Below are 23,000 nucleotides of genomic sequence, written 5' to 3' on the forward strand. Positions count from 1 at the left end.
GTGTACCTCCACAACGACACCATCGCGGGCGTCATCGGCGAGCGCTTTCACGCCGATCGCAACCCCGACGATATGGTCTATCTCACCATCTCCTCGGGGATCGGCGCGGGCGTCTGCGTCGACGGCAACGTCCTCACCGGGTGGGACGGCAACGCCGGCGAGGTCGGCCACATGACCGTCGATCCCGAGGGGCTCCGGACGTGTGGCTGCGGTCACGACGGCCACTGGGAGGCCTACTGCTCGGGCAACAACATCCCGAAGTACGCCCGCCTGCTCTATCGGGACGCACAGGGCATGGAGACCGCCATGCCGATCGCCGACCCCGACTTCTCGGCGGTCGACGTCTTCGAGCACGCCGAGGACGACGAGTTCGCCCGGTACGTGATCGACCAGGTCGCCCACTGGAACGCGATGGGCGTCGCGAACGTCGTCCACGCCTACGCGCCGCTGGTCGTCTACGTCGGCGGCGCCGTCGCGATCAACAACCCGGAGCTCACCTTAGAGCCCATCCGGGAGAAGTTGGAGGAGATGGTGTTCGTCAACATCCCGCAGATCGAGCTGACGACGCTGGGCGACGACGTCGTGCTCCACGGCGCGATCGCGAGCGCGATGACCGCCGGAACCGGCGATCGGGCACGAATGCGAAGCTGAGGCCCTGCACAGTGGTTCCATAGGTGACACCGGTGGCCGGGCGCGACGACGGGACCGGAAACCAACCCAAACCCTTTCGAGTTCTCGCGGTCTATGGGAGGTAATGAGTATCGACACCGGCGAATCGGCAGTCGCGGAGACCGAGGAGGCCCTCCGCTCGAAGGTCGAGACCTGGCTCGCGAAACAGATGCCGATTATCCAGATGCACGGGGGAACCAGCGCGGTGCGGAAGGCCGACCCCGGCGGCGAAGTGATCGTCGAACTCGGCGGCGGCTGTCGGGGCTGTGAGATCAGCGAAATCACGACGGGCAACATCGAGGCCGAACTGCTGCAGTGGCCAGAGATCGAGGAACTCACCGTCCGCGCGCCCGACGCCGGCGAGAGCTTCGGGATCGATCAGCCCGACAGTATCATGGGAATCGACCGCTCGGAGGGCGGTCGGGGTTTCTGATTACCGGCCGAGCTTGCGCCGGTTGATTGAGACGTTCGTCGGGGTGACGATGATCTGATCGTCGCCCTTCTGGACGATGTCGCCGTTTACCTCCTGGGCGACCTGTCGGAGCTCGTCGATGACGTGTTCGATCGTGCTGTCGCTCGTGCGCAGTCGGACGATGTCGGCGACGACGACGTCGCCGTCGTAGATGGCGTCCTTGATCGCGATCAGGTCGCGCTGGCCGTCGATCTCCGCGATGTGTACCTGGGTGCCGGCTTCCTCGGGCGTCGCCTCGATGTCGCCGGTATCGATCTCGATGTAGTCCTCGACGCTCCGACCCCGACCTCGGCGTTGAGTGGTCTGTTCGCCGAGGAGCTTGTCCATGAACCCCATAGGCGAGGGTCCGCCCGTGCCCGTATAGTTCTTGCGTCCCGACGTTTCGACGGCGGTCCGGTCCCGGCCTCGCGAGCCGAGACGGGTATTCACCACCCAAGCGATCCAACGAGGACGGTGACGAACCGGCGACGTCGCTCGACGGAACGAGGCGACAAGCGGGGCGAGGAGCGATCAGACCGAGAAGGTGTAGAGGTCGTCGCCGACGTGGTGGATCGACTCGACGACCTTCCCCGAATCGCCGACCATCTCCGAGCCGTCGGTGTTCGCCCGGCCGATCGCGAGCACCTTGCCGTGGGACTCCTCGGCGATCGCGACCAGATCGCCCGCTTCGATCCCCTCGTCGGCCTCGACGATCCCCGGACGCATCACGTCCGCGCCGTCCGAGACGAACGATATCGCGCCGGTATCGACGGTGACGACCCCGCGTTCGAGCGCGTGGTCGTTCGCGCCCCGGACGGTGAGAAACGGTTCGTCCTCGTAGTAGAACGCCTGAGGGTCGCCGTCGACGAGCACGAGGTCGAAGGGGCTGTCGGCGATTTCGACAAGTTCGTACGCGTCGCCGTCGATCGAGACGCCGAGGCCCTCCTGGAGCGCTGTTTCGAGCGCGCGCACCTCGTCGTTGCGCAGATGGTGGCGGGAGCTGACCTGCATACCCGAGGTGTCTCCGGGCTCGTCAATAAACCATCCGTTCCGCCTACGGCTGGAGGCCCATCTCCTCGGCCCGCTCGAGCGCGAGGTCGGTCACCTCCTCGGGGCTCAGATCGGATCGGGTCGCGAGCACGCGAGTGAGCATGCCTAGCTGCCGGACAGCCATCTCCTGGAGGTCGTCCTCGTCGACGTCGTTGGCGAAGTAGTAGGCGTCTCTTCCCTCCTCGTGGACGAGCCCGACGTACAGCGAAACGACGTCCTCGTCGGCCAGTCCCTCGATCGCGCGCTCGCGCAGTTCCTCGAACTCCTCGGTCGAACTCATACCGGCGAATGGCACCTCGCGTACTAAACCCCGGCGTCCGAACCCTCGGAACGGCGCAAAAAGGGCTAAGTGGGCCTCGGTCCTCTACCCGAATATGTGGGGCCCCCACAAACAGGGCCAACGGACGGTCACCTGTATCGCCTGTGGAGACGCCGTCAACAGAGCCGACGCACGCGAGTACGACAAGTTCGGTGATCGCTGGGATCGCGACGGGAAGGAGTTCGAACACCTCTGTAAGGACTGTTATCGCGGGCTCTGTCACCAGCCACGTGCGGAGCTCGAAGGGCTGCTCGTCGAGATCAACGCGGGGACCTACCCCCAAGCGGAGTTCCTCTCGTGGTACTGCGCGCTCGTCGACGAGCGCTACGGATCGCTCTCGGAGACCGAACGCGAGCGGTAGGCGACACCTATACTTTTCTTTCGCTCGTAGGCGCGACCATGACCACTCAAGAGGTCGCACGATGAGCGACGCCCAGTCGGAGGCGGGCACCGTCGAAGGACAGGGTCCCGTCGAGATCGACGAGGAACTCGCACGCCACCTCGAGAACAAACGCGAGGAGCTCTTCGAGAAGTTCGAGATCCCCGACGAGTTCCCCCCCGAGGTGATCGAGGAGGCCGAAACCCGCACGGAGGACATCCAATCGGAGATCGAAGCGGAGGTCGACGAACGCCGCGATCTCAGGGATCTCACCACGTGGACGACCGATCCGATCGACGCCCAGGACTTCGACGACGCCATCTCCATCGAAGAGAGAGAAGAGGAGTACGTCCTCTGGGTCCACATCGCGGACGTGACTCATTATGTGAATCCCGAGACCTCGATGTGGTCCTCGGCCGTCGAGCGCGCCAACACCGTCTACCTCCCCGCCTATACCGTCCACATGCTGCCGCCCACCCTCGCGGAGACCGTCTGCTCGCTGGTTCCCAATGAGGACCGGCTCGCCCATACGGTGGAGATGCATCTCGGCAAGGAGACCCTGGGCTACGACGAGATCGAGATCTACAAGTCGGTGATCGAGTCGGACGAGCGCCTGACCTACGCGCAGGCAGAACAGCGCCTCGAGGAGCCCGACGCGCCGCTTCACGAGGAGTGCGTGCTGGTCCACGAGGTGGCCGACCGAATGCACGAGCAACGGAAGGAGGACGGGTCGTTGGTGCTGAACCCGTCGCGTGACCGCGCCCACACGATCATCGAGGAGTGCATGCTGAAGGCGAACAAGGCCGTGACCCACGAACTGATGTGGGGCCGGGGCGTCGAGGCGATGTACCGCGTCCACCCCCAGCCAAGCCCCGACGAGTGGGACAAGGCACTTCAAGAGATCCAGGAGCTCGACGGCGTCTCGATCCCCGGCGAGGCCTGGGACGACCCCCGGAAGGCGGTCAACGCCACCCTGGAGGAAGCGCCCGGGCGCCAGCTGGGCAAGATCCAGTGGGCGGTGATGAAGGTGATGCCACGAGCCCAGTACATGAACGACCCCTTCGGCGGGCACCACGCGCTGAACTTCGAGATCTACGGCCATTTCACCAGCCCCATTCGCCGCCTGTCGGACCTGATCAACCACTGGATCGTCCACACGAACGACGTCCCCGAGGACCTCGTCGCGCTCTGTGATCGGGCCTCCGAGCGCCAGAAGGCCGCCGAACAGTGCGAGCGCGAGTACAAGAAGTTCTTAGAGGAGGTCGGCCTCGATCCCAGCGCGGTGAACAACCGCGGGATCGAAGTCGTTGACGAGGAGTAACCGAGTCGACGGCCAGCGAAGCGGAGTTTCGCGCTACTGGCCCCGAGCGCGAGTCAGCCCCTGACCGCGGGTACCGTCGCTACCGGTCTGTGGAGGACGAATGACAGGGGTAGAACGGACGGCCGACTCGAACGATCGCAAACGAGGAGAAGAAAACGGCAGGGAGTTCAGTAGTGTCGTTCGCTACCGTTGACCTTCTTTGCGGCCCACTTCTTGGCGTCCCGTGCGATCAGTTTGTAGGATTCTGTTTTACTCATACACGAGTTAATATACAGTCAACCGGTAAAAGTCTAACGCATCGCTGACATATACTGAATGATTGTCATATACATACTGATGTTGATATGAATGTCGATGGAATTTGTTGAACGATCGTGGAAGACGGGCAGACCAGAGGTGCAGGGGCGACGGCCACCGTCACACTATTGCATATCGCGGTCGGTACGGGATGCATGGACGATGACCCCACGGTCGACTCGGAGCTGGCCGACGAACTACTCAGCGTCTGTCGAACGACGGTCGGCGACGAGCTGCGTAGCATCACCTACTTCACCGAGGACGGGGTCGAGCAGGTGTACCTCCGCTCGGACCTCGAACGGACGGCCGACCTGATCGGGTTCGCCGAGCACGAGCGCATGGGCTTTCGCTCCCAGTCGGCCTACCGGAACACCCAGTTGGGCGAGTACGAGGCGACGATCCGCATGTTCGAACACGGCTTTCTGACCCGAGTCATCGAGGGGAGACACGGCACCTGGGTGACGACCGATTCGATGGATATCGACCGATTCGAGGAGCTCTCGACCGCACTCAGGAAGGTGCTGGCCGAGTACGACATCGGGGAGTGACGAACCGGCACCGGGAGGAGCGATCTCACCGTATACGTATCGGGACTATCAGTGTCGAGATGCGATGAACTCCGTCGAGCGACCGGTGGAACGACTGACGCGCGAGGAGGGAGGACGCGATCGAGGCCCACGGCCACGACTGACGGCGACGAGATCAGGTGGCTCGACTGAACCGATAACGTCGGGAGTTGTGTGGACTCGCTGGGAGTCCCGCGAGCGAGGGGGGCTTAACGAGTCCACTGACCGGAGTCGAGCGAAGCGAGACGAAGGGAAATGGACTCGCTGGGATTTGAACCCAGGGCCTCTTCCTGGCTTCGTTCGCTCCCTGTTGGTTTCCAACCAAATCATGGAACCAATGCATCCCACTGAAGCCGTACAGGACTATCTCGATGGGAGAACAGATCTTTGCCAATCATCAAAGGCAAATCACAGATACCGATTACAGCGGTTCAAAGAGTGGTGTGAAGAAGAAGGAATCACTAACACAAACGAACTCACCGGACGGAAGCTACACCAGTTCAAAATATGGCGGTCCCAAGAGGTCAACAACGTTACCCTGAAAAACCATCTGGGGACACTAAGACAGTTCATAGCCTTTTGCGAGCGCATAGACGCCGTTGCTGGGGGACTCAGTGAAAAACTCGAACTCCCACAACTGGGATACAATGAGGAGGTGAACGACACCATGCTTTCTCACAAGGAAGCAAAGCGGATTCTTCCCTACCTGAAGAAGTACGAATACGGTTCAGTTCGGCATGTTATCTTCGTCGTTCTCTGGCATACAGGAATCCGTATCAGCACACTCAGGGCATTCGACGTAGAGGACTTCGATTCCCAACAGGGCTTTCTCAGGGCCATACACAGGCCAGAAACGCCTCTCAAGAACCGAAAGCAAGGGGAACGGGAAATCAATCTCAACGACGAAACGGTGGAAATCATTGAGGACTACCTTCGAATGACTCACTCCGGCGTTACGGACACCAAGGGGAGGACACCACTGATTGCAACATCACAGGGCCGGGCACATACAACGACTATCAGGGCACAGATATACCGGGTTACCCGTCCCTGTCATTATCTGAATAGCTGTCCCCACGATAGGGATGTAAACGAATGCGAGGCGGTCAGTAACCAGTATGCATCTAAATGCCCGTCCTCAGTAAGCCCTCATGCGATACGAAAGGGAGCCATCACCCATCATCGGAACAACGGATGGCCTGCCAAAGCTGTTAGTGACAGAGCTGATGTGAGCCAAGAGGTGCTGGATAAGCACTACGACAAGGGAACACAGTCAGAAAAGAGAGAACGGAGAAAAGAGTTCATGAATAACCTCTAATTCACGTAGTCTCTGTCCTGCCACAAATACCACACACCCATTTGTTCCCCGCCCCCTTCCGCTCTCCAGTTGCCTTCACTCTACACCCCCAACAATACTGAGTCTCTATATTGTTCATAGTCATGAGTAACGGCCTACACAACCCACATCAATAACAGTGTGCATATCTACCTCATCGACTCGAAAGGCCGGATATTTTCAGGGTAGGCTACAGTGAGTAGTCCAGTCAACTATCAAAATACAATACAAGCCGTCTCAGGGGGATGATGAAGAACACAGGGGGATTTTGTAGGCTCTTCTATGGCTACTGTTCTTCCCCACAGACGATACTCCGGAGTTCATCAGCAAGGTCACCATGGGCTTCCATGGCTTCGATATCCCCATCAAGCCGTTCCAGTCGGTTCCGAATCCGGCTAATGGTTTGATAGCGATAGTCGTCTTTTACATCGGCAGTCCCACTGATGATTTCCCGTTCTCGGTCTGTCAGCAAAGCGCGAGCCATACAGTATATAACTAATGTGAGATGAAAAACGTTTCTATTATACAGACAACATTGATATTATGAAGTAGACTTATGTGATTGGCAGTATAGTGTCTATGTAGGCCAGATGGTCGCTCGTAGAAAGCGGCCCGGATGTTGGAGCATCCGAACCATGGCCTGGAACACAGACCAATGCAGACTACAAGCCCATCGGCTAAAAGCGACTTGGTAGCATCGGCAACTGAAAAGACAGTCAAGCGCGCGCAGTGGGAATCCTTCAGCTTCGAACTGGAAGCGCCGGGATTAGTCCTGGTTACGAACGACAGTCACGACGAAGACGGACACTCCTACTTGGTCAACGTCGAGACCGACGTTCCGGTAGCGTGTGAATGCAAGGCGTTCGAGTACGGAAATGGCCCCTGCAAACACATGGTCGCGGTGGCTATCCGTGAGCCTGTTCTGAAGGCTGCTCAGGTGGTTCCCATCCCGGACGGTGGACAGACCGACAACACATGCAAAAACGGACAGACAGGCTGCTGTGGCCCAGATGGGGATGACCTCCCATGCTTCGATTGCTATCAAGATAGCCACTAACTCCGCTTCTTAGAGTTCATATTTCCTACACTGTATAGTCAGTAACAGATTACAGGATTTCAATCACCCTCAATCGTATGTCTCGATTGCCTCCCGAAGCGTCATTGTCTCAATATCGCGCTCCTCAACCCATTCGAGCATCTCCCCAATCGATTCCTCGTTTACCTCGTCTTTGAATGAGTGTGCCCCAACTACACCGAGGAGCGCGTTGTTAGCGATTTTATCCAGGTCATGTTTGACCGACTTCTTGTCCGTGAACTCAATGAAGTAGTCTCGCTGGGTCTCATACGGGTCGTACTCGTCAGGATAGTTGATGCGTGACCCATGTTCGGCATTCGCTACACCGTCGTACTGTTCCTTTACGAAAAGGTTCGAGTAGCCCGAATACGCATCATACGGAGCCAATATGGTCGAAACGTCATATCCCATCTCTTCAAGCGCCTTCTTCGAGTCGTCCACTGCCTCATGCATCACATCAGCAGGATAATGAATCTCGGATTCGCCAGCATGGAAATGTTCGTCAACCGGCTCGGTAAGTTTGACCCGACGCTCGCCAGGCTCACCGGCAAGACCTGCAACCTCCCGAAGCACCTTCGTCTCACCATTAGTGATTTCGACCGTTTCACCCTCATGATGGCCGTGTCGATAGCCCTCCGCCGACACTATGATATCACTGTGATTGGTGTCTTCTGTGAGCGGAAACGACGCGAGTGGACGATGCTCCTTGGTATGGCTGGCAATTTCCCAGCCTGCCTCGACTAGTTCGTCTAACTCCTCGGTATCCATGTAGCCCGATGTCCCAACCCACTCACTCACAATCCCGGTCGTCGCGGGTGCATCGAACGCCTTGTGAGCAGGTAATGCCTGCGTGTAGTCCTCCATTGGCCCATCGTCATAGACGAAAACGATGGCTCCGTTCTCCGGCAGTGTTGGCTGTGGGTCCTCTTCTTCCTCTTCCTCCTCCGGTTCTTTAGCTTGCTCTTGGTCGGCGTGTAGTGGCTTGCTCTCAGTCGTCGTCTCTTTCGGACTCTTACGCCCGCTGTCGCTCTGTACCCCGAATAATTGCTTTATCTTGGAGATGAACCATGAGAACAGCCCTATCCCAAAGACATTTTGCAGAACCCCCCGGCGCGTTGGTTGCCTTCCCCTCATACAACTATCCACTTTGCAACTGTTGTATAATGTTTTTGGAATGACGATAGGAGTGATAAGAAGTACCAAAAAAGACAGTCCAAGCTGCACAATGGGGGAAGCAGGCTACTCAGTCGGTTACAATGGTAGACGGTGACCAGGCTATCAAAACCTGTCAAAACGGTCAGACGGGCTGTTGTGGCCCAGTTGGGGATGACTTGCCCTGTTTTGATTGCTTCAAAGAACAAGAGCGATAGCTGCTACTCCTCGTAGCGAATTACTATTTATTGACCCGGATTATAGGTGAGGTGTTAGAGGTCTTGGCATGGCTGAATGAGCATCTCGGACGGTAGTCAACCCTATTTGGTCAATGAGGACAACTACGAATACGTGCCTGAAGAGCTACAGCTGGATATGAGTAAAAGACGCTAAAAAAGCACAGAAATCAGCTTGTCGCCGTTTGAAGGCGCTTCGGCTAAGGCTGAGGCCGTTAATTATTCTCCCATCCTATTTGTGTATACTATTAGTCACTTCCCACCCCAGAAATGTCAAAGAAAATTGACTACTAATCCGTTATTCGACGGATAAATGTTTTGCAAATTAGTAGTACGGTTTTTCTGATTCTCCATTAATCTCCAGTATAGAGTGCATAAAAACGAAGAATTCTACTAGACAACTCTAAAACCAAATGTATCCAAGGATATTTTACCCCCCATTTCGAATAAACGACCAGATGAGATAGCCCAAGTCGGAAGCAACCCCGACCGGTTGAACCCGGCCAGTGTGTTGGGCCGCCATGACGCCGCGGAGGCCCCGCGGAAGAGGTCCCAACATGACCCCGCGCCATGACCTCCCTCGGCGGCATGGTTAAGGAACAACTCGGGCAAGCAACACCGGCGCTATTGATGTAAGCTCCCCGGTTCTAGTGGCCAGGAAACCATCACAACTAGGGTAATTGCGGGGTATTATTATCGAATACCCTCTTCGCGTGGGTTATCGCGAATTGGCTTGGTCCGCTGTAGACGGGCCAAACCATAACAACAAGATACTGCACATGAAGATAGAGCTACTTGCCGATAAGACTATTGTACAGGTTATTGAGACAAAGCGGCCTAGGCAAATGAAGAAGGATGGCCATGGGAAGTGACAAAATCGAGTCACATGATGACTGGGAGGTGGTTCGGCTACCGACTCTCCTTATCCAGATTTCACGTGATGAAGAGATAGCGCCTCGAGAAGATCTCCGACGGGCCGTCATGAACCGGGAATACATTGCTCCCGAAACCGCCGACATGGTCATTCAGTCGGCTATTGATGATGGTATTATTGAGCGGCACAACGGCGAGGTACTTCACCTTCTTGAAGATGGGAAGGTCCTATTTGAGGACTTCGACCATGACGAGTAACGCTGATTCGGTCACCATTGACAAACTCGTCGATAATGTCCGAGAAGACCCTAACCTCATACCGGAGGAGAAGGAGTTCACGTTCACAGGCGTCAAGTCCAATCGTGAAGTCCAGGTCTACGCTGAGATTGCTGGGATGATGCGACGACTACTCGTTCATCCCGAGTTCACCATTCAGGATGTACGAGACCTTGAAGGAAACCGACTCAAGCTAGATGAGTACGATGACGAGACGGTGACGGGTGTTCAAGGCCGGATACCAGTTGGTTGTCTGAAGGTGAGAGCGTCGAGTCGCTCGACATCTGGCTATGCTGATATTATATCTTGGGGAAGGAATCGGGACAGAACATCAAATCCAGAGGACGTTGAGGACCACGACGTGAGTGAGGAATACAAAGCGGATGATGAGTGAGATGTTGACTACTTCATCTGGTCGGTGCTGGTAGCAAAATAGCTCAAGCTAGAGGAAATAATCGGATTTCTTATAGATAATACTCTCCCTGGATTGAAATAATAGTTCCCCGGTGGCGTTCCGTGGTTCGACTCCACGGCGGGGATTGCCCGAAAGGGCACCCGAATACGAGGCAGCTCAAAAGTCGATTTTCTTACTACGATAGAAGAACACATAATGAGATTAGTGAGTTCTATCCGCTGAGATTAGTGGAAATGACCGTTGGGGTCTGAAACGCAATACCTTGACTCAGTATTGAGCTCCCTCATCGGAACAGAATTTAAAAGAAACATGAATATAACACATTTAAAAGAAGATAGACAAAACGAATCAGATATCGACTATCCTGGTCCTATCGCTACACAGGACGAGGACACCTTAGGTCAATCAATACAATCGAACGTCGAGGAGTGGATAGACCTAAATGAGAACGTTGTCTGGGTCTACGACCTCCCCAATGCGAACTTGAAGGCCAAAGATATCAAGGAGGCACTTGAAGACCGACAGTATCCGGTAGAGGGGAAGGAATGGAGTGATTTCATCGACTGGCTATCTGGACTCCTATCCAACGAGTATGTCGATGGATTTCAAGCCTTCAGTGAAGAGACCAACGGCAATTGGGAGGTCCGAATCGCTCGTCGGTCACCGGCAGAAGTTTGGACCGATATCAAAACAGCATATGACGATACGGACGTCATGAAGCGCGACGTTCGACAACAAGCTGTTGACCAACTTCGACGGGAGTTCCAGGTCATTACTATGGCGGAGACCGGGGAGTTGTACTGTTACGACCGTGAAGCGGGCATCTACCGTTCTGATGGTGAACGTGTTGTGCGAGAGCAGCTCGAAGACCGACTACGGGAACATGCAACTCGAAGAGATGTCAACGAAATTCTACACAAGCTCAAAGCAGGACAGTCGAGAACGGCTGACGAGTTTCGAGGTCCGAGTGGTCTGGTCTGTGTCGAGAACGGTGTCATTAACATCTCCAGTCCATCGGACCTGACCCTGCGTACTCATAGTCCCGAAGACGAGTTCCGGTCTCGGTTACTCATTGGATTCGACCCTGATGCGGACTGTCCGACCTGGAAGGACTGTCTCGACCAGTGGGTATCCGATGGGGATGACCGTCAGAAGCTCCAGGAATTCGTCGGCTATTGTCTCCATCACTGGGACCAACCCTTCCAGAAGGCATTACTCCTCGTTGGCCCGACTGGAAGCGGGAAATCCACGTTTCTGAACGTCGTAAACGAACTTCTTGGTCACGAGAATGTCGCCAATCAGTCCTTGCAAGCGCTGGCGAACCAACGGTTTGCGAAGGCAGAGTTGTATGAGAAGTTCGCCAACATCTACAACGACTTGGACGCAGCGAGTGTTCAGAATCCAGGTGTGTTCAAGACGTTAACTGCTGGGGACTCCATCATGGTTGAGCGAAAGAACAAGGACCCGTTTCGATTTCAGCCAACCCAGAAGTTGCTCTTCGCGGCCAATCAAGTCCCGAGTGTAGACCATGATGACGATGCATTCTACCGTCGATGGCTTATTGTCGAGTTCCCAGAGACGATTCCGTCGCCCGACCGAAATCCGAATCTCGAAGACGAACTCCAGGAGGAATTACCGGGAATCCTCAACTGGACACTCGATGGGTATGCCCGATTAATGAAGCAGGGTCAATTCACTGGAGACCAGACTATTGAATCAACTCGGTCGTTCTGGCATTCGTATGGGACGTCGATAGAGCAGTTCCTTGAGGAGAAGGTCGACATTATTCTCGAGGCCGAAACACCGGAGGAGGACGTGTATGATGCCTACTGCGAGTTCTGTGATACTCAGGGACTTCCGGCACGTCCGAAGCAGACAGTGACGAAAGAACTCAAACGACAAACGAATGTCGAACAAACCCGTCCGGATATCGACGGGGAACGGGTTCGGTGTTACTCCGGTATCACCCTCTCAAACGGCGATTCCTTGGAACCAAATAGTGAAGAGGACGATGACGAGAGTTCTAGCTGGTTAGACGATGTTGAATCTGAATCCTTCTGACTGTCAACCATCCTCTTCATCACCTATAGTCATGTCCAGGGTAATTGCAGACTATCTCAATCACTTGAAGTAGGAGTAGTAGAAAAAAGAGTCGGGTAGACCCTAGCCACCTTGGACGGAGACTTCAACAGCCTTAATTGGTATAGTCGTGGTTCAACTCCGTAGCGGATTATACCTGAGAAGGCAAGAAAACAATACAACATATCATCCCTATAGAATATCATCAGTGGTATCGGCCTCCCGGAACTCACCTAATGATGTATACTGTCGTGATTGAGGCCAGCGATTCTGGTATGGAATAGGGTCCTCAAGTTCATGCAGAGAATCCGGCTCAAAAACGACGACCTTCTTGTCGGAGTCAAACTTGGCTTGGTCAACATATGACTCCAATGGACGCGCTAAAGATGCCTCATTCGCCTTAACAAGGTCCTTTATCCTTGCAACGTATCGAATTTCACTTTCACCTTCCGAGACATACATCGCAGCGAACTCGGGATTACGACCAACACGAACGAACCCCCAGGCATTGTTCTCCTTGAGAAATGGAATACCCGATTTCTTTGTGGGGAATACGGCTACTGTCGCATTGTTATCACCCTCTATTTCCTGCCGGGAAATACGTCCTACGATGGCATTTGCACCTTCTTCTGGTATCCATTCTGACTCATCGGGATCATCGAGATTGATACGTTGCTCGGTCCGAGACCGACCTTTGTTAATCTCCTGGCTCTGCTCATCAAGAGTAGCAATCAGTCCATCGATAAACTGCTTTGCTTCCTTTTCTATCTGCTGTGATGCGACGTCTCCAATCTCACTGATTACGACCTGTCCCACTTTCTCCGCAATATCATCTTTCCCGTTGCGTAACCGATTCACAGCTTGCTGAATGGCCTCAATATTCTGGGCAATCGATTCAGACTCACCGCTTTCAATGGACTCCTTTGAAAGAGTTTTAAGAAGATGAATCTGGCCTTCTAACTTGTCGAGGGTAAACTCCCCTAATGTGGTTTCAGTGGGTCTTCTACGGTCCGTTTGTCGTTTGAGAATTACAAATATATCGCCGTTGGTCAAAAGGCCCCAATCAACGCCCACTTGTCGCATATAGCTCCGGAGCTGGTCTTGGTCTGAGTCCGAAACGGTCGTATCGTTCCCTTTGACCTCAATGAATACTACTGGCGTCTCTTCTAAAATCAGTGCGTAATCGACCTTCTTCCGTGTCGACCCCATCTGAACAGGGTATTCTGGTTCAACTTCGAAATAAAAATCCCAGTCCAGAAGTTCAATGAGCGGCCGAACAAGCTTCTCTCTTGTACTTTCCTCATTCATCTGGGGAGAAGAGTCGACAATAGCCAGGGAACGTTCAACGTACTCTTTTATTGCATCTTCATCCATCGGTATCCGATAAGTTCTCGTGGTAGACCATCAAAGTGAGGAGAACCCATAGAAGCAGGCTTGGTTCCGAGGTGACAGCTTTATGCCGCCGCTATGGGTCAATAACGTATTGCTCCTCTACATCTGAGGACCGTCATATCCCCTCTTCGAACTTTCTTTTCAATGTCTCCGGTCCAAAGATGTCGATGCGCTGGACGACACTGGGGCTCTACTCATAGCTGGTTACATCCCTATCTGGGTGACTAATTCCTCACGAGTCCAGGGTGTCCAGAGTAAATGCAGATTGTAGCAAACAAATGAGGGTGAAATAGAAGAGGAAAGAGTTGGAGTGACCCTGGACAGCCCGGACTTACTGAGAAAACCGGTCTTTAGAATTAAATAGTGAGATAGAGCATACAAAAAGAATGATTTTTCAAGAGAAACCGAGAATGAGTCACTATGAATACTAGCTATCTCGATATCCCTAAATTGGTCATTTGTAGTGTTCTCAATGGTTCTATACGACTGAATCGAGTTCACAGGTCCTCATTCGAGAAAATCAACCGGACACTATTCTCTTCGAGCCATTGGGCGTGCTCCTCGCCATAGTCCTCGACATTCTGCTCGTACTGTTGCTCGAACTCATCGGAGATGGTTTTGTAGTAGACGAGAGGCAGAATGTAGTCCTTGTAGTCGGTTGGGTCAACCGCGTCTCTAATAATGTCGGCGCACTTGAACAGATGCGATTCAAGAGCATCCAGAGAGAGGGTCATGATGGTGTAATCCGAGACGGGGATATTATCTTCTGTGATATTCACCAGGACGTTCCAAACGACGGAGTCGAGCAAAAAGCTGGATGAAAATGTTGTGTGTGGCTCGAGAGTGGGTAGTCCCCCCGTGCGAACGAAAAAGTCGAGTACTCGAAACGTACGCCTCATGAACCGACCGTTGGTCGCAGAGCGCCGTTAGTCACACATGATGGGAGAGACATTACTTGTACAACCATCCATTGACAGGCCTGTTAGACGCCATAGAACGGACACGGAGCGACGTAGCAACCCATGAGAGAGTAACGTGGTGTCCAATACGTGAATCGGCGTGAACGTCTCCGCAGCATCGATATGAACTAACTAAGGGTTCGTCTGTAATTATTACCGACGACTAAGACAACCGACTTCAACCCCACAAGGGTTCGTCTGGAACACCTCCTCGATGAATTGATCCCGGAGTTCCATCATGCTTCAACCCCACAAGGGTTCGTCTGGAACCGAGGCTCACCTCCATGCGGACTCGCTGGACGCCAGCTTCAACCCCACAAGGGTTCGTCTGGAACCGGCGTCGACAGAAAGCCGGGAAACTCAAAGCCTGGTGGCTTCAACCCCACAAGGGTTCGTCTGGAACCGATGCCATAAATCGCAGGCAGGGCGTAGAAGACGATGCTTCAACCCCACAAGGGTTCGTCTGGAACCATGCCCGAAATCAGGCATACAGCCCTTGAAACGGATGGATTGAACGTAGTGTTTCCGTCAACCTTCAATAACCGCTCAACCCCCGGGGGTCGATGGAATAGAGTATGAATGGATTTCTTTTTCTGCTTTTCGGGCCGTTGGAGTACAGCCCTGTAATGCAGTGGGATACCCACTCTTGGCGTGACGGGTTCGCTCCTCCTGCGTGTTTAAGCCAAACGCTGGCGGCAGGCTCATGGACTATAATTTCCGCGACCTCGTAGGCGATATGACGGTCGCCAGTGTCGCAACCATTGTAAGTATGCTACTATCTTGAGCCGGGCGCTGTCTATGCGCCTCTTCTCGCCTATCGTAGCGGAGCCCCGTGGACAATTGTTCCTCGTCCATGCATCCAAGCATAGGGGCGTCCATGCGACGCTTAACGGCGGGTGGGCTAACGCTCGTAAAGTCAACGAGCGAATGGCGTGAAGTGCGCCATACCGGAGACGGACATATAGCCCGTCCCGGCGTTGGACGGTAGATAGACCGACACATAGTTAATTATTCCGATAGACAATCGGATATGAATGAGTAAAGGGCAACAATCGTGTTCAGGTGAATACACCGCCGGAACAACGACCGAGACAGTCACTCGGACGATTAAATGCCCGCTCGAAACGAGCGACCGTAAGCGGGAGTACCTCCGCAGCGTGATTGAGGAATGGCAGGATATCGCCCGATTCACTGCCGAACGACTCAAATCATTCCAACGGTATGATATTTCTCGGAACAACCCGCAGGTGTACTCAATCGTCAAAGAGTGGGATGACCTCGGTATCAGCGCCGCCATCGCGCGTGATGCGACGTACAAAGCAGTCGAAGCCTATGAGTCGTGGTATGAACTCGGTCAACAGGGCCGACCACCCATGGGACAGTTCGGGGACGGAAATTACCTCAGACTGTCGAACCAGCAACTCACGATTGCCGAGAACGACCGTGGATATGGCGTCAAGCTCAACCTTGTTCCGAGAGACGCCGAGTGGTTCCATATCGGTGGTGGCGAGTATCAGGCCGACTGGTTAGAACGAGTCGTTGACGAAGACGACTCAACGCGAGTCGGCTCATCCGAAGTTCGCCTTGACAGTGAGCAGGCATATCTTCACCTGGTTGTCGTCACCGAAGTCGAGGTCTACAAACCAGATGACGTTTCGACACGCATTGGCGTTGACCTTGGGGAGAACGCCCTGTATGCCGCAGCCGTGACAGGACCGGACGGGATACAAGAAGTCGAGATGGAATCTGGCCGGGAGTTTCGTCATTATCGAGATGAGTTAGACCGCAGGCGAAAGCGTTTGTCTCAGAAAGGCGATTTGCAGGGCGTCAGACAATGTAGAGGCGAGCGCGAGCGGTATACCGAGCATGTGACGCATACGGCGACGAAAACGATTGTAGAGCTTGCTCAGGCCCATGCACCATGCAAAATCCGGTTGGAGGAGATGGGTAACTATCGAGAGACTGTTGATGACCCGATACATGACTGGCCGCGTGGGATGCTTGCCGAGCAAATCTGTTACAAGGCGACTGCTGCCGGTATTCCGGTCGAGTTCGTTGAGTCGCCGTATACCAGTAAAGAGTGTAATCGATGTGACCAGAGGGGCCTCCGGGAGGGGCCATCGTTTGAGTGCCGACGCTGTGACTATGAAGTCCATGCTGACGTGAATGCGGCCATCAATATTGCTCATTGTCCGCCCAAAGACGACTGAAAGCCATCTCGGGAGGCAAATACATTCGTAGGAGGCAGTTGTACTGCTATATATGACCGACACGGCGCGAGACCTCGCCGAAGACATCCATCAGTTCCTCAAAGACGTTGATGACCCACAGGCCGTGTACGACAAAATGCAAGCGGGCAAGTTCGATGACGCCTTCGAGATGATGGGATTGACGCGAGACCAAGCCGAATCAATCGCTCGGAGTTAGTATACCCGTGCTCAAACCATCATCCGGCAAAACGCTGGAGATTGAGATTTTCATGGATTTCGGTCGGAAAACGCTGGATGTATTTTTCGTGTACGGACTGCGAGTGGGTAGTCCGTCCGTGCGACCGAAAAAGCCGAGTGCTCGAAACGCGCCCCATGAACTGTCTATGGCAATTGATGAGATATCAGTAGAGTCCATTGAACAGCTTGTACTTGATGTTTACAGAGATGTTCACGATAGACGGGATAGCGGTTCAATGATAGCACCTGTATAGAAGGAAGGTCGTATCGCACGAAGAGGTGAGATACTGGGTGAGTAGTTGACCGAATCTATAACTTGCTGGAAATGCCATCGAATACTGGAAACCGACACACGGGGACGACGCGCGAGGTCCATTCCATTCAAATCACGATGGAATGTCCTGCTGGGAACCCCTTTCAAATCGCATTATATCCCATTGCGGGTTATAAGAGTAAGAGGGTAAAACCCGGCGCTATCGGGCGAATGGGAACCGCGGAAAACTCCGATGGACTCGCTGGGATTTGAACCCAGGGCCTCTTCCTTGCGAAGGAAGCGATCTACCACTGATCTACGAGCCCGCACCAGTCCGTACCCCCCGGAGTTATTTGTGCCTTCTGCTTCGTCCCCGCGTTCGATCAGTGCACGTCGAGCAACCCCGCCCGTCCGGCAACGAGGCCGAGGACGAGGCCGGTGAAGTGCGCGATCAGCGCGACGCCCGGTGCGCCGGTGGCGACCGTCACGAGCGCGGCAAAGAGGACGAACAACAGGAACTGTAGCCGCCCGCTCAGCCGAACCCGGTCGAACAGAGTGGTCGAAACCACGTTACCAGCGAGCACGTAGCCCATCAGCGCGAAGATCGCGCCGCTTGCCCCGAGCACACCCTGCGGTGGCCCCGCGAGACTTCCCAGCGTGATCTGGGCGATGCCCGCGAGCACACCGGTAGTGATGAAAAACGCGTGAAATCGAACGCGGGTAGTCCGGCGTTCGACCAGCAGACCGAACACCAGCAGGGCAAGTGCGTTCGAGAGCAGGTGGCCCATCCCGCCGTGAGCGTAGACGCTCGTTACCAGCGTCCACGGGCGAACGTCGACGGGCGGCGCGAGCACGAAGAAGAACGCCATCAGCCCGACGAAACTGACGGCCATCTGAAGACCGAAAACGAGGGCGAAGGCTACCAGCGTCTCGATCGTCGGACTGCCGCGGCGACCGCTCATAGCGGAGTATGGATGCGAGCGGGCAAAACGCACGCGGTACGCTGATCGATCGGTGACGAACCGAAAGGAAACGGACGTCGTGTCCCGCCGTCAGTCCTCGAGAACGATCTCGATGGAGACGTCGTTGGGAACCTGAATGCGCATGAGCTGTCTGAGCGCGCGCTCGTCGGCGTCGAGGTCAATGAGACGCTTGTGGACACGCATCTCCCAGTGCTCCCACGTCGCGGTCCCTTCGCCATCAGGCGATTTTCGCGCGGGCACTTCGAGCGTTTTCGTCGGGAGCGGGATCGGACCCGACACCGAGACGCCGGTCTTGTCGGCGATCTCGCGAACGTCGTCGCAGATGCTGTCGAGGTCGTTCGGACTCGTGCCGGCGAGTCTGACGCGTGCCTGTTGCATCGTTTAGCTCTCGTTGACCTCGAGGACTCGACCGGCCGCGATGGTCTGTCCCATGTCGCGCACTGCGAAGCTCCCGAGCTCGGGGATCTCCGAGGATGGCTCGAGGCTGAGGGGCTTTTGCGGTCGAACGGTGACGACCGCGGCGTCGCCCGACTGGATGAAGTCGGGGTTCTCCTCCTCGACCTCGCCGCTTGCGGGATCGATCTTCTGGTCGATCGTCTCGATCGTACAGGCGACCTGTGCGGTGTGGGCGTGGAAGACCGGCGTGTAGCCCGCGGTGATCACCGAGGGGTGCTGCATCACGACGATCTGGGCCTTGAACGTGGTGGCGACGCTCGGCGGGTCGTCGGCGGGGCCACAGACGTCCCCGCGGCGGATGTCGTCCTTGCCGATGCCGCGGACGTTGAATCCGACGTTGTCGCCGGGTTCGGCCTTGGGGACCTCCTCGTGGTGCATCTCGACGGTCTTGACCTCGCCGCCGACGTCGCTGGGCTGGAACGAGACGTTGTCGCCCGTGTTGAGGACGCCGGTCTCGACGCGGCCGACCGGGACCGTCCCGATGCCCGAGATGGTGTAGACGTCCTGGATGGGCAGGCGTAGCGGGGCGTCCGTCGGCGGCTGCGGTGCCTCGAGGTTGTTGAGTGCCTCGAGCAGGATCTTGCCGTCGTACCAGTCCATGTTTCCGGAGCGCTCGGCGACGTTGTCGCCCTCGAACGCCGAGATCGGGATGAACTCCGCGTCTTCGGTGTCGAAGCGGACCTGGTTGAGGAGCTGCTTGACCTCCTCGACGACCTCCTTGTAGTCGTTCTCGGAGTAGTCGACGAGATCCATCTTGTTGACGCCGACGATCAGCTCGTTGATACCGAGCGTTCGAGCCAGGAAGACGTGCTCCTGGGTCTGGGGCGCGACGCCGTCGTCCGCGGCGACGACGAGCACGGCGTTGTCAGCCTGGCTCGCGCCAGTGATCATGTTCTTGACGAAGTCGCGGTGACCCGGACAGTCGACGATGGTGAAGTAGTACTCGTCGGTGTCGAACTCCTGGTGGGCGATGTCGATGGTTACACCGCGCTCTCGCTCCTCGGCGAGATTGTCCATGACGTAGGCGAACTCGAAGCCGCCCTTGCCCTTCTCCTCGGCCTCCTCGCGGTGCTGTTCGATGACGTGCTCCGGGACGCTGCCGGTCTCGTACAGCAGTCGCCCGACGAGCGTGCTCTTCCCGTGGTCGACGTGGCCGATAATGGCCAGGTTCTGGTGTGGTTTGTCGCTCATGGATGTCTCACGCGCAGTGGCGCTTATACAGGGGTTTTCGTCAGTTGCTCATAAAACGATTTCGATACGCTACCCGCCCGAAACGCCCGTCGTCGGACGATTCCTGCCAACGATTCGCACGGAAACGGTACTATCGTGGTCGGTAGCCAAGCGCCCGCAGGAGTCCCCGCTTCCAGACCGGCTTTTCGTACCAGCGAATCCGGTCGAGAAGCCGTTGGTTTCGGCGATTGAGGACCTCGATGTCGTCATCTCGTTCGCCCCCGGCCCGAGCGCGCTCGTCCGCCCCGGAGCGCTCGCGGGTGATCTCGGCGTGGCGCCGGTCGAGGCGCTTTCGTTCGCGCCGAAGCGCCAGGGCGTTCCCGTGGATCGCCCCCGTGTCGCCACCCGCCGACCGCTCGCCGTCGGGCGTCGCGCCCTCGGACTCGGAGGTTCGGCCCACGATGACCGCGTTGACGACCGCCCCGAGCAGCAAGACCAGCCCGCTGAAGTACAGCCACATCAACAGCAGGAGGATCGCGCCGATGACGTCCGAACCGCTGGTCCCTCCCCCGCCGGCGTATCCGATGTAGACCTGAAACAGCGCCTGCAACAGCGCCCAGCCGACCGCCGCGACGACGACACCGGGGAGGACCTGTTTCGGGGTCAGTCCCTCGACGTCGGGAAAGCGGTAGTACATCGGATAGAAGACGACCGTCAGGCCGATCACCAACACCAACGGGTTGAGCAGCCCGATGAAGGGGATCTCCGGGAGGGCCGCGAAGGCAGTCGTCGCGACGACCGCGCCGACGATCGCCCCGCCAATGGTGAGCAGAACGACGAGCCCGTCGACGAGCTGATCGAGAAACGAGTTGTCCTCGGTAGTGTCGTAGATCTCCGAGAAGGCCGTATCAAGCCCGCGGAAGATCTTGAGCGTCCCCCAGATCAGGGTAACGGCCCCGATGACGCCCGCGCCGCCGGCGGAGCTGTCGGCCTCGCCCGCGATGTAGCCGTCGAGCAACTGCTGTGCGCTCGGCGGGAGGTACGACTGCGTGTAGCCGGTGATCTCGTTTGCCAGCGACTGGTCGCCGACGATCGCGACGGCGAGAAAGAGCAACGCGAGCAGCGGGATCAGCGAGACGAACGCCTGATATGCGATGCTGCCGGCCATGAACGTGACGTTCTCCTCGCTGACCTCCCGCGTGACCGCTTTCCCGAACGATTTCGCCTCCCCGAAACTCGGACACATTGGCCGGAGATAACGGAAAGAGGGAGGATAGTCACGCGGCTTGCGATGGCCATCGGAGAACTCCGACCCGGCACCACCCAGCGAGTTCACCCGAGCCGGCCGACGTCCGAGAGCACCGCCGTCGCGGTTTCTGGCCCGCCCGCCCCGCGCCCGCTGACGTTCAGCCGGCCGGCGTGGGTCGTCTCGAACTGGACGATGTTCCTGGTGCCCGAGACCGCGAGGGTGCCGTTCTCGGGGACGAGCCGCGGGCCGACCCGGACCCCCTCGCGGGTCGCCTCGCCGATCAGCCGGACGGTCCGGCCGTCCTCGCCGGCGAGTTCGAGGGCGCTTCCCGGCACGCCCTCGATCCCCTCGACCTCGGCGTCGGCGAGGGTGAACTCCCGGTCCTCCGAGAGCACGTTCGCCATGATCACGCATTTCAGGGCGGCGTCGGTCCCCTCGACGTCGAAGGAGGGGTCTGCCTCCGCGACGCCGAGGTCCTGGGCCTCCGCGAGCACGTGCTCGTAGTCGAGCCCCTCGGCGGCCATCCGGGTGAGGATGAAGTTCGCGGTGCCGTTCAGGACGCCCCGGGCGGCGGTGATATGGTCGGGGCCGAAGTCCTCGATGGTCGAGAGCGCGGGAATCGCACCTCCCACCGTCGCCTCGAAGCGGATCTCGCCCGCGCTCGCGCGTTCGGCCGCGCGCAACTCGCCGTAGCGCTCGGCGACGGGCCCCTTGTTCGCGAGCACGACGTGGCGATCCCGTTCGAGCGCCCCGACGACGTGCGAGAAGCCGGGCTCGGCGTCGCCCAGCGTCGTGGGCGTCGCCTCGATCAGGGCGTCGTACTCCGCGTCGAGGGCAGCCTCGGGCGCCGACGACCCGACCCGACCCTCACGCTCTTTCTCCGCCACCACCGTCTCGGGGTCCAGCCCCTCGGGGTCGACCGCCGCGCTCCGCGAGTCGGCGACCGCCGTGACCGAGTGGCCGTACTCCCCGGCGAGCTCGATCACCGAACGACCGACGGCGCCGGCGCCGACGACGGCGAGCCTCATGCCTCCACCTCCCGGTCGAGCTGGGGTTCGATGGCGAGCAGTCCCTTCTCGTCGGCGAGCTCGCGGACCCGCGCGAGGGCGTCGGAGACGCCGCCGGCCTCGGCGGCCAGCCGGAGGCGGGCGCTCGGGCGGTCGTCCTCGGGGGCCGACAGCGAGAGATCGAGGACGGAAAGGTTCGCACACTCCTCGAACCAGCGCAGCGTATCGGAGAGGTCCGTCTCGATGAGCGGGCCGACGAGGATCACCGAGACCTCCTCGGCGTAACGCTCCTCGCCGGCTTGGATGACGTTGATGCCGGCCTCACGCAGGGCTTCGACGATGCCCGAGAACCGTTCGGGGGCACACTCCAGATCGACCTCGACGGGGATCCGCCCGCGTGGGGTGAGGTTGCCTCGCTCGTGGTAGATCGACAGCAGGTTGCCGCCGTTATCGGCGATCGGATGCAGTGCGTTCAGCAGTTCGCCCGGCTCGTCCGAGAGTTCGAGCCGGACGGTGTGTGCGCGGGCGTCGCTCACCGACGCCCACCTCGCGGTCGGTACATGCCTTCCCTCGCGCGTGGGAGGGGATAA

The 23,000-nt window shown here is 57.1% G+C and carries 25 protein-coding genes, 1 tRNA gene and 1 CRISPR repeat array; of the genes, 12 read left to right on the forward strand and 14 right to left on the reverse strand.

What is annotated here, in order from left to right; genetic code table 11:
• Together EAO80_RS08215 and EAO80_RS08220 are read left to right on the forward strand one after the other, a co-directional pair.
• The coding region (locus EAO80_RS08215) for an ROK family protein (RefSeq protein WP_162993925.1) at positions 1-651 on the forward strand (651 nt) is incomplete at its 5' end.
• A gap of 103 nt (positions 652-754) precedes the next feature.
• Positions 755-1,102 (forward strand): NifU family protein, encoded by a 348-nt coding sequence (locus EAO80_RS08220; protein WP_122089443.1) that lies wholly within the window; start codon positions 755-757, stop codon positions 1,100-1,102.
• Here EAO80_RS08220 and EAO80_RS08225 read toward each other — a convergent pair whose 3' ends face one another.
• From EAO80_RS08225 to EAO80_RS08235, 3 genes are all read right to left on the reverse strand, one after another.
• On the reverse strand, positions 1,103-1,477 hold the full coding sequence (locus EAO80_RS08225; protein ID WP_122089468.1) for a cell division protein SepF: 375 nt from the start codon (positions 1,475-1,477) through the stop codon (positions 1,103-1,105).
• Positions 1,478-1,651: 174 nt separating this feature from the next.
• Entirely contained in the window at positions 1,652-2,131 is a 480-nt protein-coding gene (locus EAO80_RS08230) for an RNA-binding protein (RefSeq protein WP_122089444.1), read from the reverse strand.
• 43 nt (positions 2,132-2,174) lie between these two features.
• Positions 2,175-2,450, reverse strand: a complete 276-nt coding sequence (locus EAO80_RS08235) for a hypothetical protein (protein ID WP_122089445.1) — start codon at positions 2,448-2,450, stop codon at positions 2,175-2,177.
• Positions 2,451-2,544: 94 nt separating this feature from the next.
• Here EAO80_RS08235 and EAO80_RS08240 point away from each other — a divergent pair, with 94 nt between their 5' ends.
• From EAO80_RS08240 to EAO80_RS08255, 4 genes are all read left to right on the forward strand, one after another.
• Positions 2,545-2,850: a DUF7562 family protein gene (locus EAO80_RS08240; RefSeq protein ID WP_122089446.1), complete on the forward strand. Its 306-nt coding sequence runs from the start codon at positions 2,545-2,547 to the stop codon at positions 2,848-2,850.
• 61 nt (positions 2,851-2,911) lie between these two features.
• On the forward strand, positions 2,912-4,189 hold the full coding sequence (locus EAO80_RS08245; protein ID WP_122089447.1) for an RNB domain-containing ribonuclease: 1,278 nt from the start codon (positions 2,912-2,914) through the stop codon (positions 4,187-4,189).
• 452 nt (positions 4,190-4,641) lie between these two features.
• Complete coding sequence (locus EAO80_RS08250; protein WP_122089448.1) at positions 4,642-5,034, forward strand: DUF7522 family protein; 393 nt, start codon at positions 4,642-4,644, stop codon at positions 5,032-5,034.
• A 355-nt stretch (positions 5,035-5,389) separates the two neighbouring features.
• Positions 5,390-6,370: a tyrosine-type recombinase/integrase gene (locus EAO80_RS08255; RefSeq protein ID WP_122089449.1), complete on the forward strand. Its 981-nt coding sequence runs from the start codon at positions 5,390-5,392 to the stop codon at positions 6,368-6,370.
• Between the two features lie 304 nt (positions 6,371-6,674).
• Here the strand turns inward: EAO80_RS08255 and EAO80_RS08260 are convergent, their stop codons facing one another.
• The gene (locus EAO80_RS08260; protein WP_122089450.1) at positions 6,675-6,872 is read right to left on the reverse strand and encodes a hypothetical protein; all 198 of its coding nucleotides are present in this window, start codon (positions 6,870-6,872) and stop codon (positions 6,675-6,677) included.
• Positions 6,873-7,043: 171 nt separating this feature from the next.
• Between EAO80_RS08260 and EAO80_RS08265 the strand changes: the two genes are divergently transcribed.
• Positions 7,044-7,445, forward strand: a complete 402-nt coding sequence (locus EAO80_RS08265; RefSeq protein WP_245998531.1) for an SWIM zinc finger family protein — start codon at positions 7,044-7,046, stop codon at positions 7,443-7,445.
• Positions 7,446-7,514: 69 nt separating this feature from the next.
• On the opposite strand, the gene EAO80_RS08270 is transcribed toward EAO80_RS08265, so the two are convergent.
• The gene (locus EAO80_RS08270; protein WP_122089470.1) at positions 7,515-8,597 is read right to left on the reverse strand and encodes a polysaccharide deacetylase family protein; all 1,083 of its coding nucleotides are present in this window, start codon (positions 8,595-8,597) and stop codon (positions 7,515-7,517) included.
• Between the two features lie 1,115 nt (positions 8,598-9,712).
• Between EAO80_RS08270 and EAO80_RS08275 the strand changes: the two genes are divergently transcribed.
• The 3 genes from EAO80_RS08275 to EAO80_RS08285 all read left to right on the forward strand — a co-directional run bounded on the left by EAO80_RS08275 (position 9,713) and on the right by EAO80_RS08285 (position 12,476).
• Positions 9,713-9,982: a hypothetical protein gene (locus EAO80_RS08275; protein ID WP_162993926.1), complete on the forward strand. Its 270-nt coding sequence runs from the start codon at positions 9,713-9,715 to the stop codon at positions 9,980-9,982.
• Positions 9,972-10,394, forward strand: coding sequence for a hypothetical protein (locus tag EAO80_RS08280; protein ID WP_122089452.1), 423 nt, complete (start codon positions 9,972-9,974; stop codon positions 10,392-10,394). Before EAO80_RS08275 ends, EAO80_RS08280 begins: the two co-directional genes overlap by 11 nt.
• 261 nt (positions 10,395-10,655) lie before the next feature.
• Positions 10,656-12,476 (forward strand): DNA primase family protein, encoded by a 1,821-nt coding sequence (locus EAO80_RS08285; RefSeq protein WP_211330666.1) that lies wholly within the window; start codon positions 10,656-10,658, stop codon positions 12,474-12,476.
• 210 nt (positions 12,477-12,686) lie between these two features.
• Here EAO80_RS08285 and EAO80_RS08290 read toward each other — a convergent pair whose 3' ends face one another.
• Both EAO80_RS08290 and EAO80_RS08295 read right to left on the reverse strand, forming a co-directional pair.
• Positions 12,687-13,868 (reverse strand): type I restriction enzyme HsdR N-terminal domain-containing protein, encoded by a 1,182-nt coding sequence (locus tag EAO80_RS08290; protein WP_122089454.1) that lies wholly within the window; start codon positions 13,866-13,868, stop codon positions 12,687-12,689.
• A gap of 515 nt (positions 13,869-14,383) precedes the next feature.
• Complete coding sequence (locus tag EAO80_RS08295; RefSeq protein ID WP_211330667.1) at positions 14,384-14,620, reverse strand: type I restriction-modification system subunit M N-terminal domain-containing protein; 237 nt, start codon at positions 14,618-14,620, stop codon at positions 14,384-14,386.
• Between the two features lie 400 nt (positions 14,621-15,020).
• Positions 15,021-15,317: a CRISPR direct-repeat array (repeat unit 32 nt; unit sequence GCTTCAACCCCACAAGGGTTCGTCTGGAACCG).
• Positions 15,318-15,879: 562 nt separating this feature from the next.
• Here EAO80_RS08295 and EAO80_RS08300 point away from each other — a divergent pair.
• Both EAO80_RS08300 and EAO80_RS19625 read left to right on the forward strand, forming a co-directional pair.
• Entirely contained in the window at positions 15,880-17,055 is a 1,176-nt protein-coding gene (locus tag EAO80_RS08300; RefSeq protein WP_122089455.1) for an RNA-guided endonuclease InsQ/TnpB family protein, read from the forward strand.
• A 52-nt stretch (positions 17,056-17,107) separates the two neighbouring features.
• The gene (locus EAO80_RS19625; protein WP_162993928.1) at positions 17,108-17,272 is read left to right on the forward strand and encodes a hypothetical protein; all 165 of its coding nucleotides are present in this window, start codon (positions 17,108-17,110) and stop codon (positions 17,270-17,272) included.
• 527 nt (positions 17,273-17,799) lie between these two features.
• Here the strand turns inward: EAO80_RS19625 and EAO80_RS08305 are convergent.
• The 7 genes from EAO80_RS08305 to EAO80_RS08335 form a co-directional block, all read right to left on the reverse strand.
• Positions 17,800-17,871 (reverse strand) — tRNA-Ala (locus tag EAO80_RS08305).
• A 57-nt stretch (positions 17,872-17,928) separates the two neighbouring features.
• Positions 17,929-18,507 (reverse strand): rhomboid family intramembrane serine protease, encoded by a 579-nt coding sequence (locus tag EAO80_RS08310; protein ID WP_122089456.1) that lies wholly within the window; start codon positions 18,505-18,507, stop codon positions 17,929-17,931.
• A 90-nt stretch (positions 18,508-18,597) separates the two neighbouring features.
• A complete protein-coding gene (rpsJ, locus tag EAO80_RS08315; RefSeq protein WP_122089457.1) occupies positions 18,598-18,906 on the reverse strand; it encodes a 30S ribosomal protein S10 in 309 nt (102 codons plus the stop codon).
• Positions 18,907-18,909: 3 nt separating this feature from the next.
• Positions 18,910-20,175: a translation elongation factor EF-1 subunit alpha gene (gene tuf, locus EAO80_RS08320; RefSeq protein ID WP_122089458.1), complete on the reverse strand. Its 1,266-nt coding sequence runs from the start codon at positions 20,173-20,175 to the stop codon at positions 18,910-18,912.
• A 130-nt stretch (positions 20,176-20,305) separates the two neighbouring features.
• Entirely contained in the window at positions 20,306-21,400 is a 1,095-nt protein-coding gene (locus EAO80_RS08325; protein ID WP_122089459.1) for a YihY/virulence factor BrkB family protein, read from the reverse strand.
• An 86-nt stretch (positions 21,401-21,486) separates the two neighbouring features.
• On the reverse strand, positions 21,487-22,431 hold the full coding sequence (locus EAO80_RS08330) for a homoserine dehydrogenase (RefSeq protein WP_122089460.1): 945 nt from the start codon (positions 22,429-22,431) through the stop codon (positions 21,487-21,489).
• Complete coding sequence (locus EAO80_RS08335) at positions 22,428-22,946, reverse strand: amino acid-binding protein (protein WP_122089461.1); 519 nt, start codon at positions 22,944-22,946, stop codon at positions 22,428-22,430. Before EAO80_RS08335 ends, EAO80_RS08330 begins: the two co-directional genes overlap by 4 nt.
• Positions 22,947-23,000 lie beyond the last annotated feature (54 nt).

Source organism: Halalkalicoccus subterraneus (assembly GCF_003697815.1).
Lineage (GTDB): Archaea > Halobacteriota > Halobacteria > Halobacteriales > Halalkalicoccaceae > Halalkalicoccus > Halalkalicoccus subterraneus.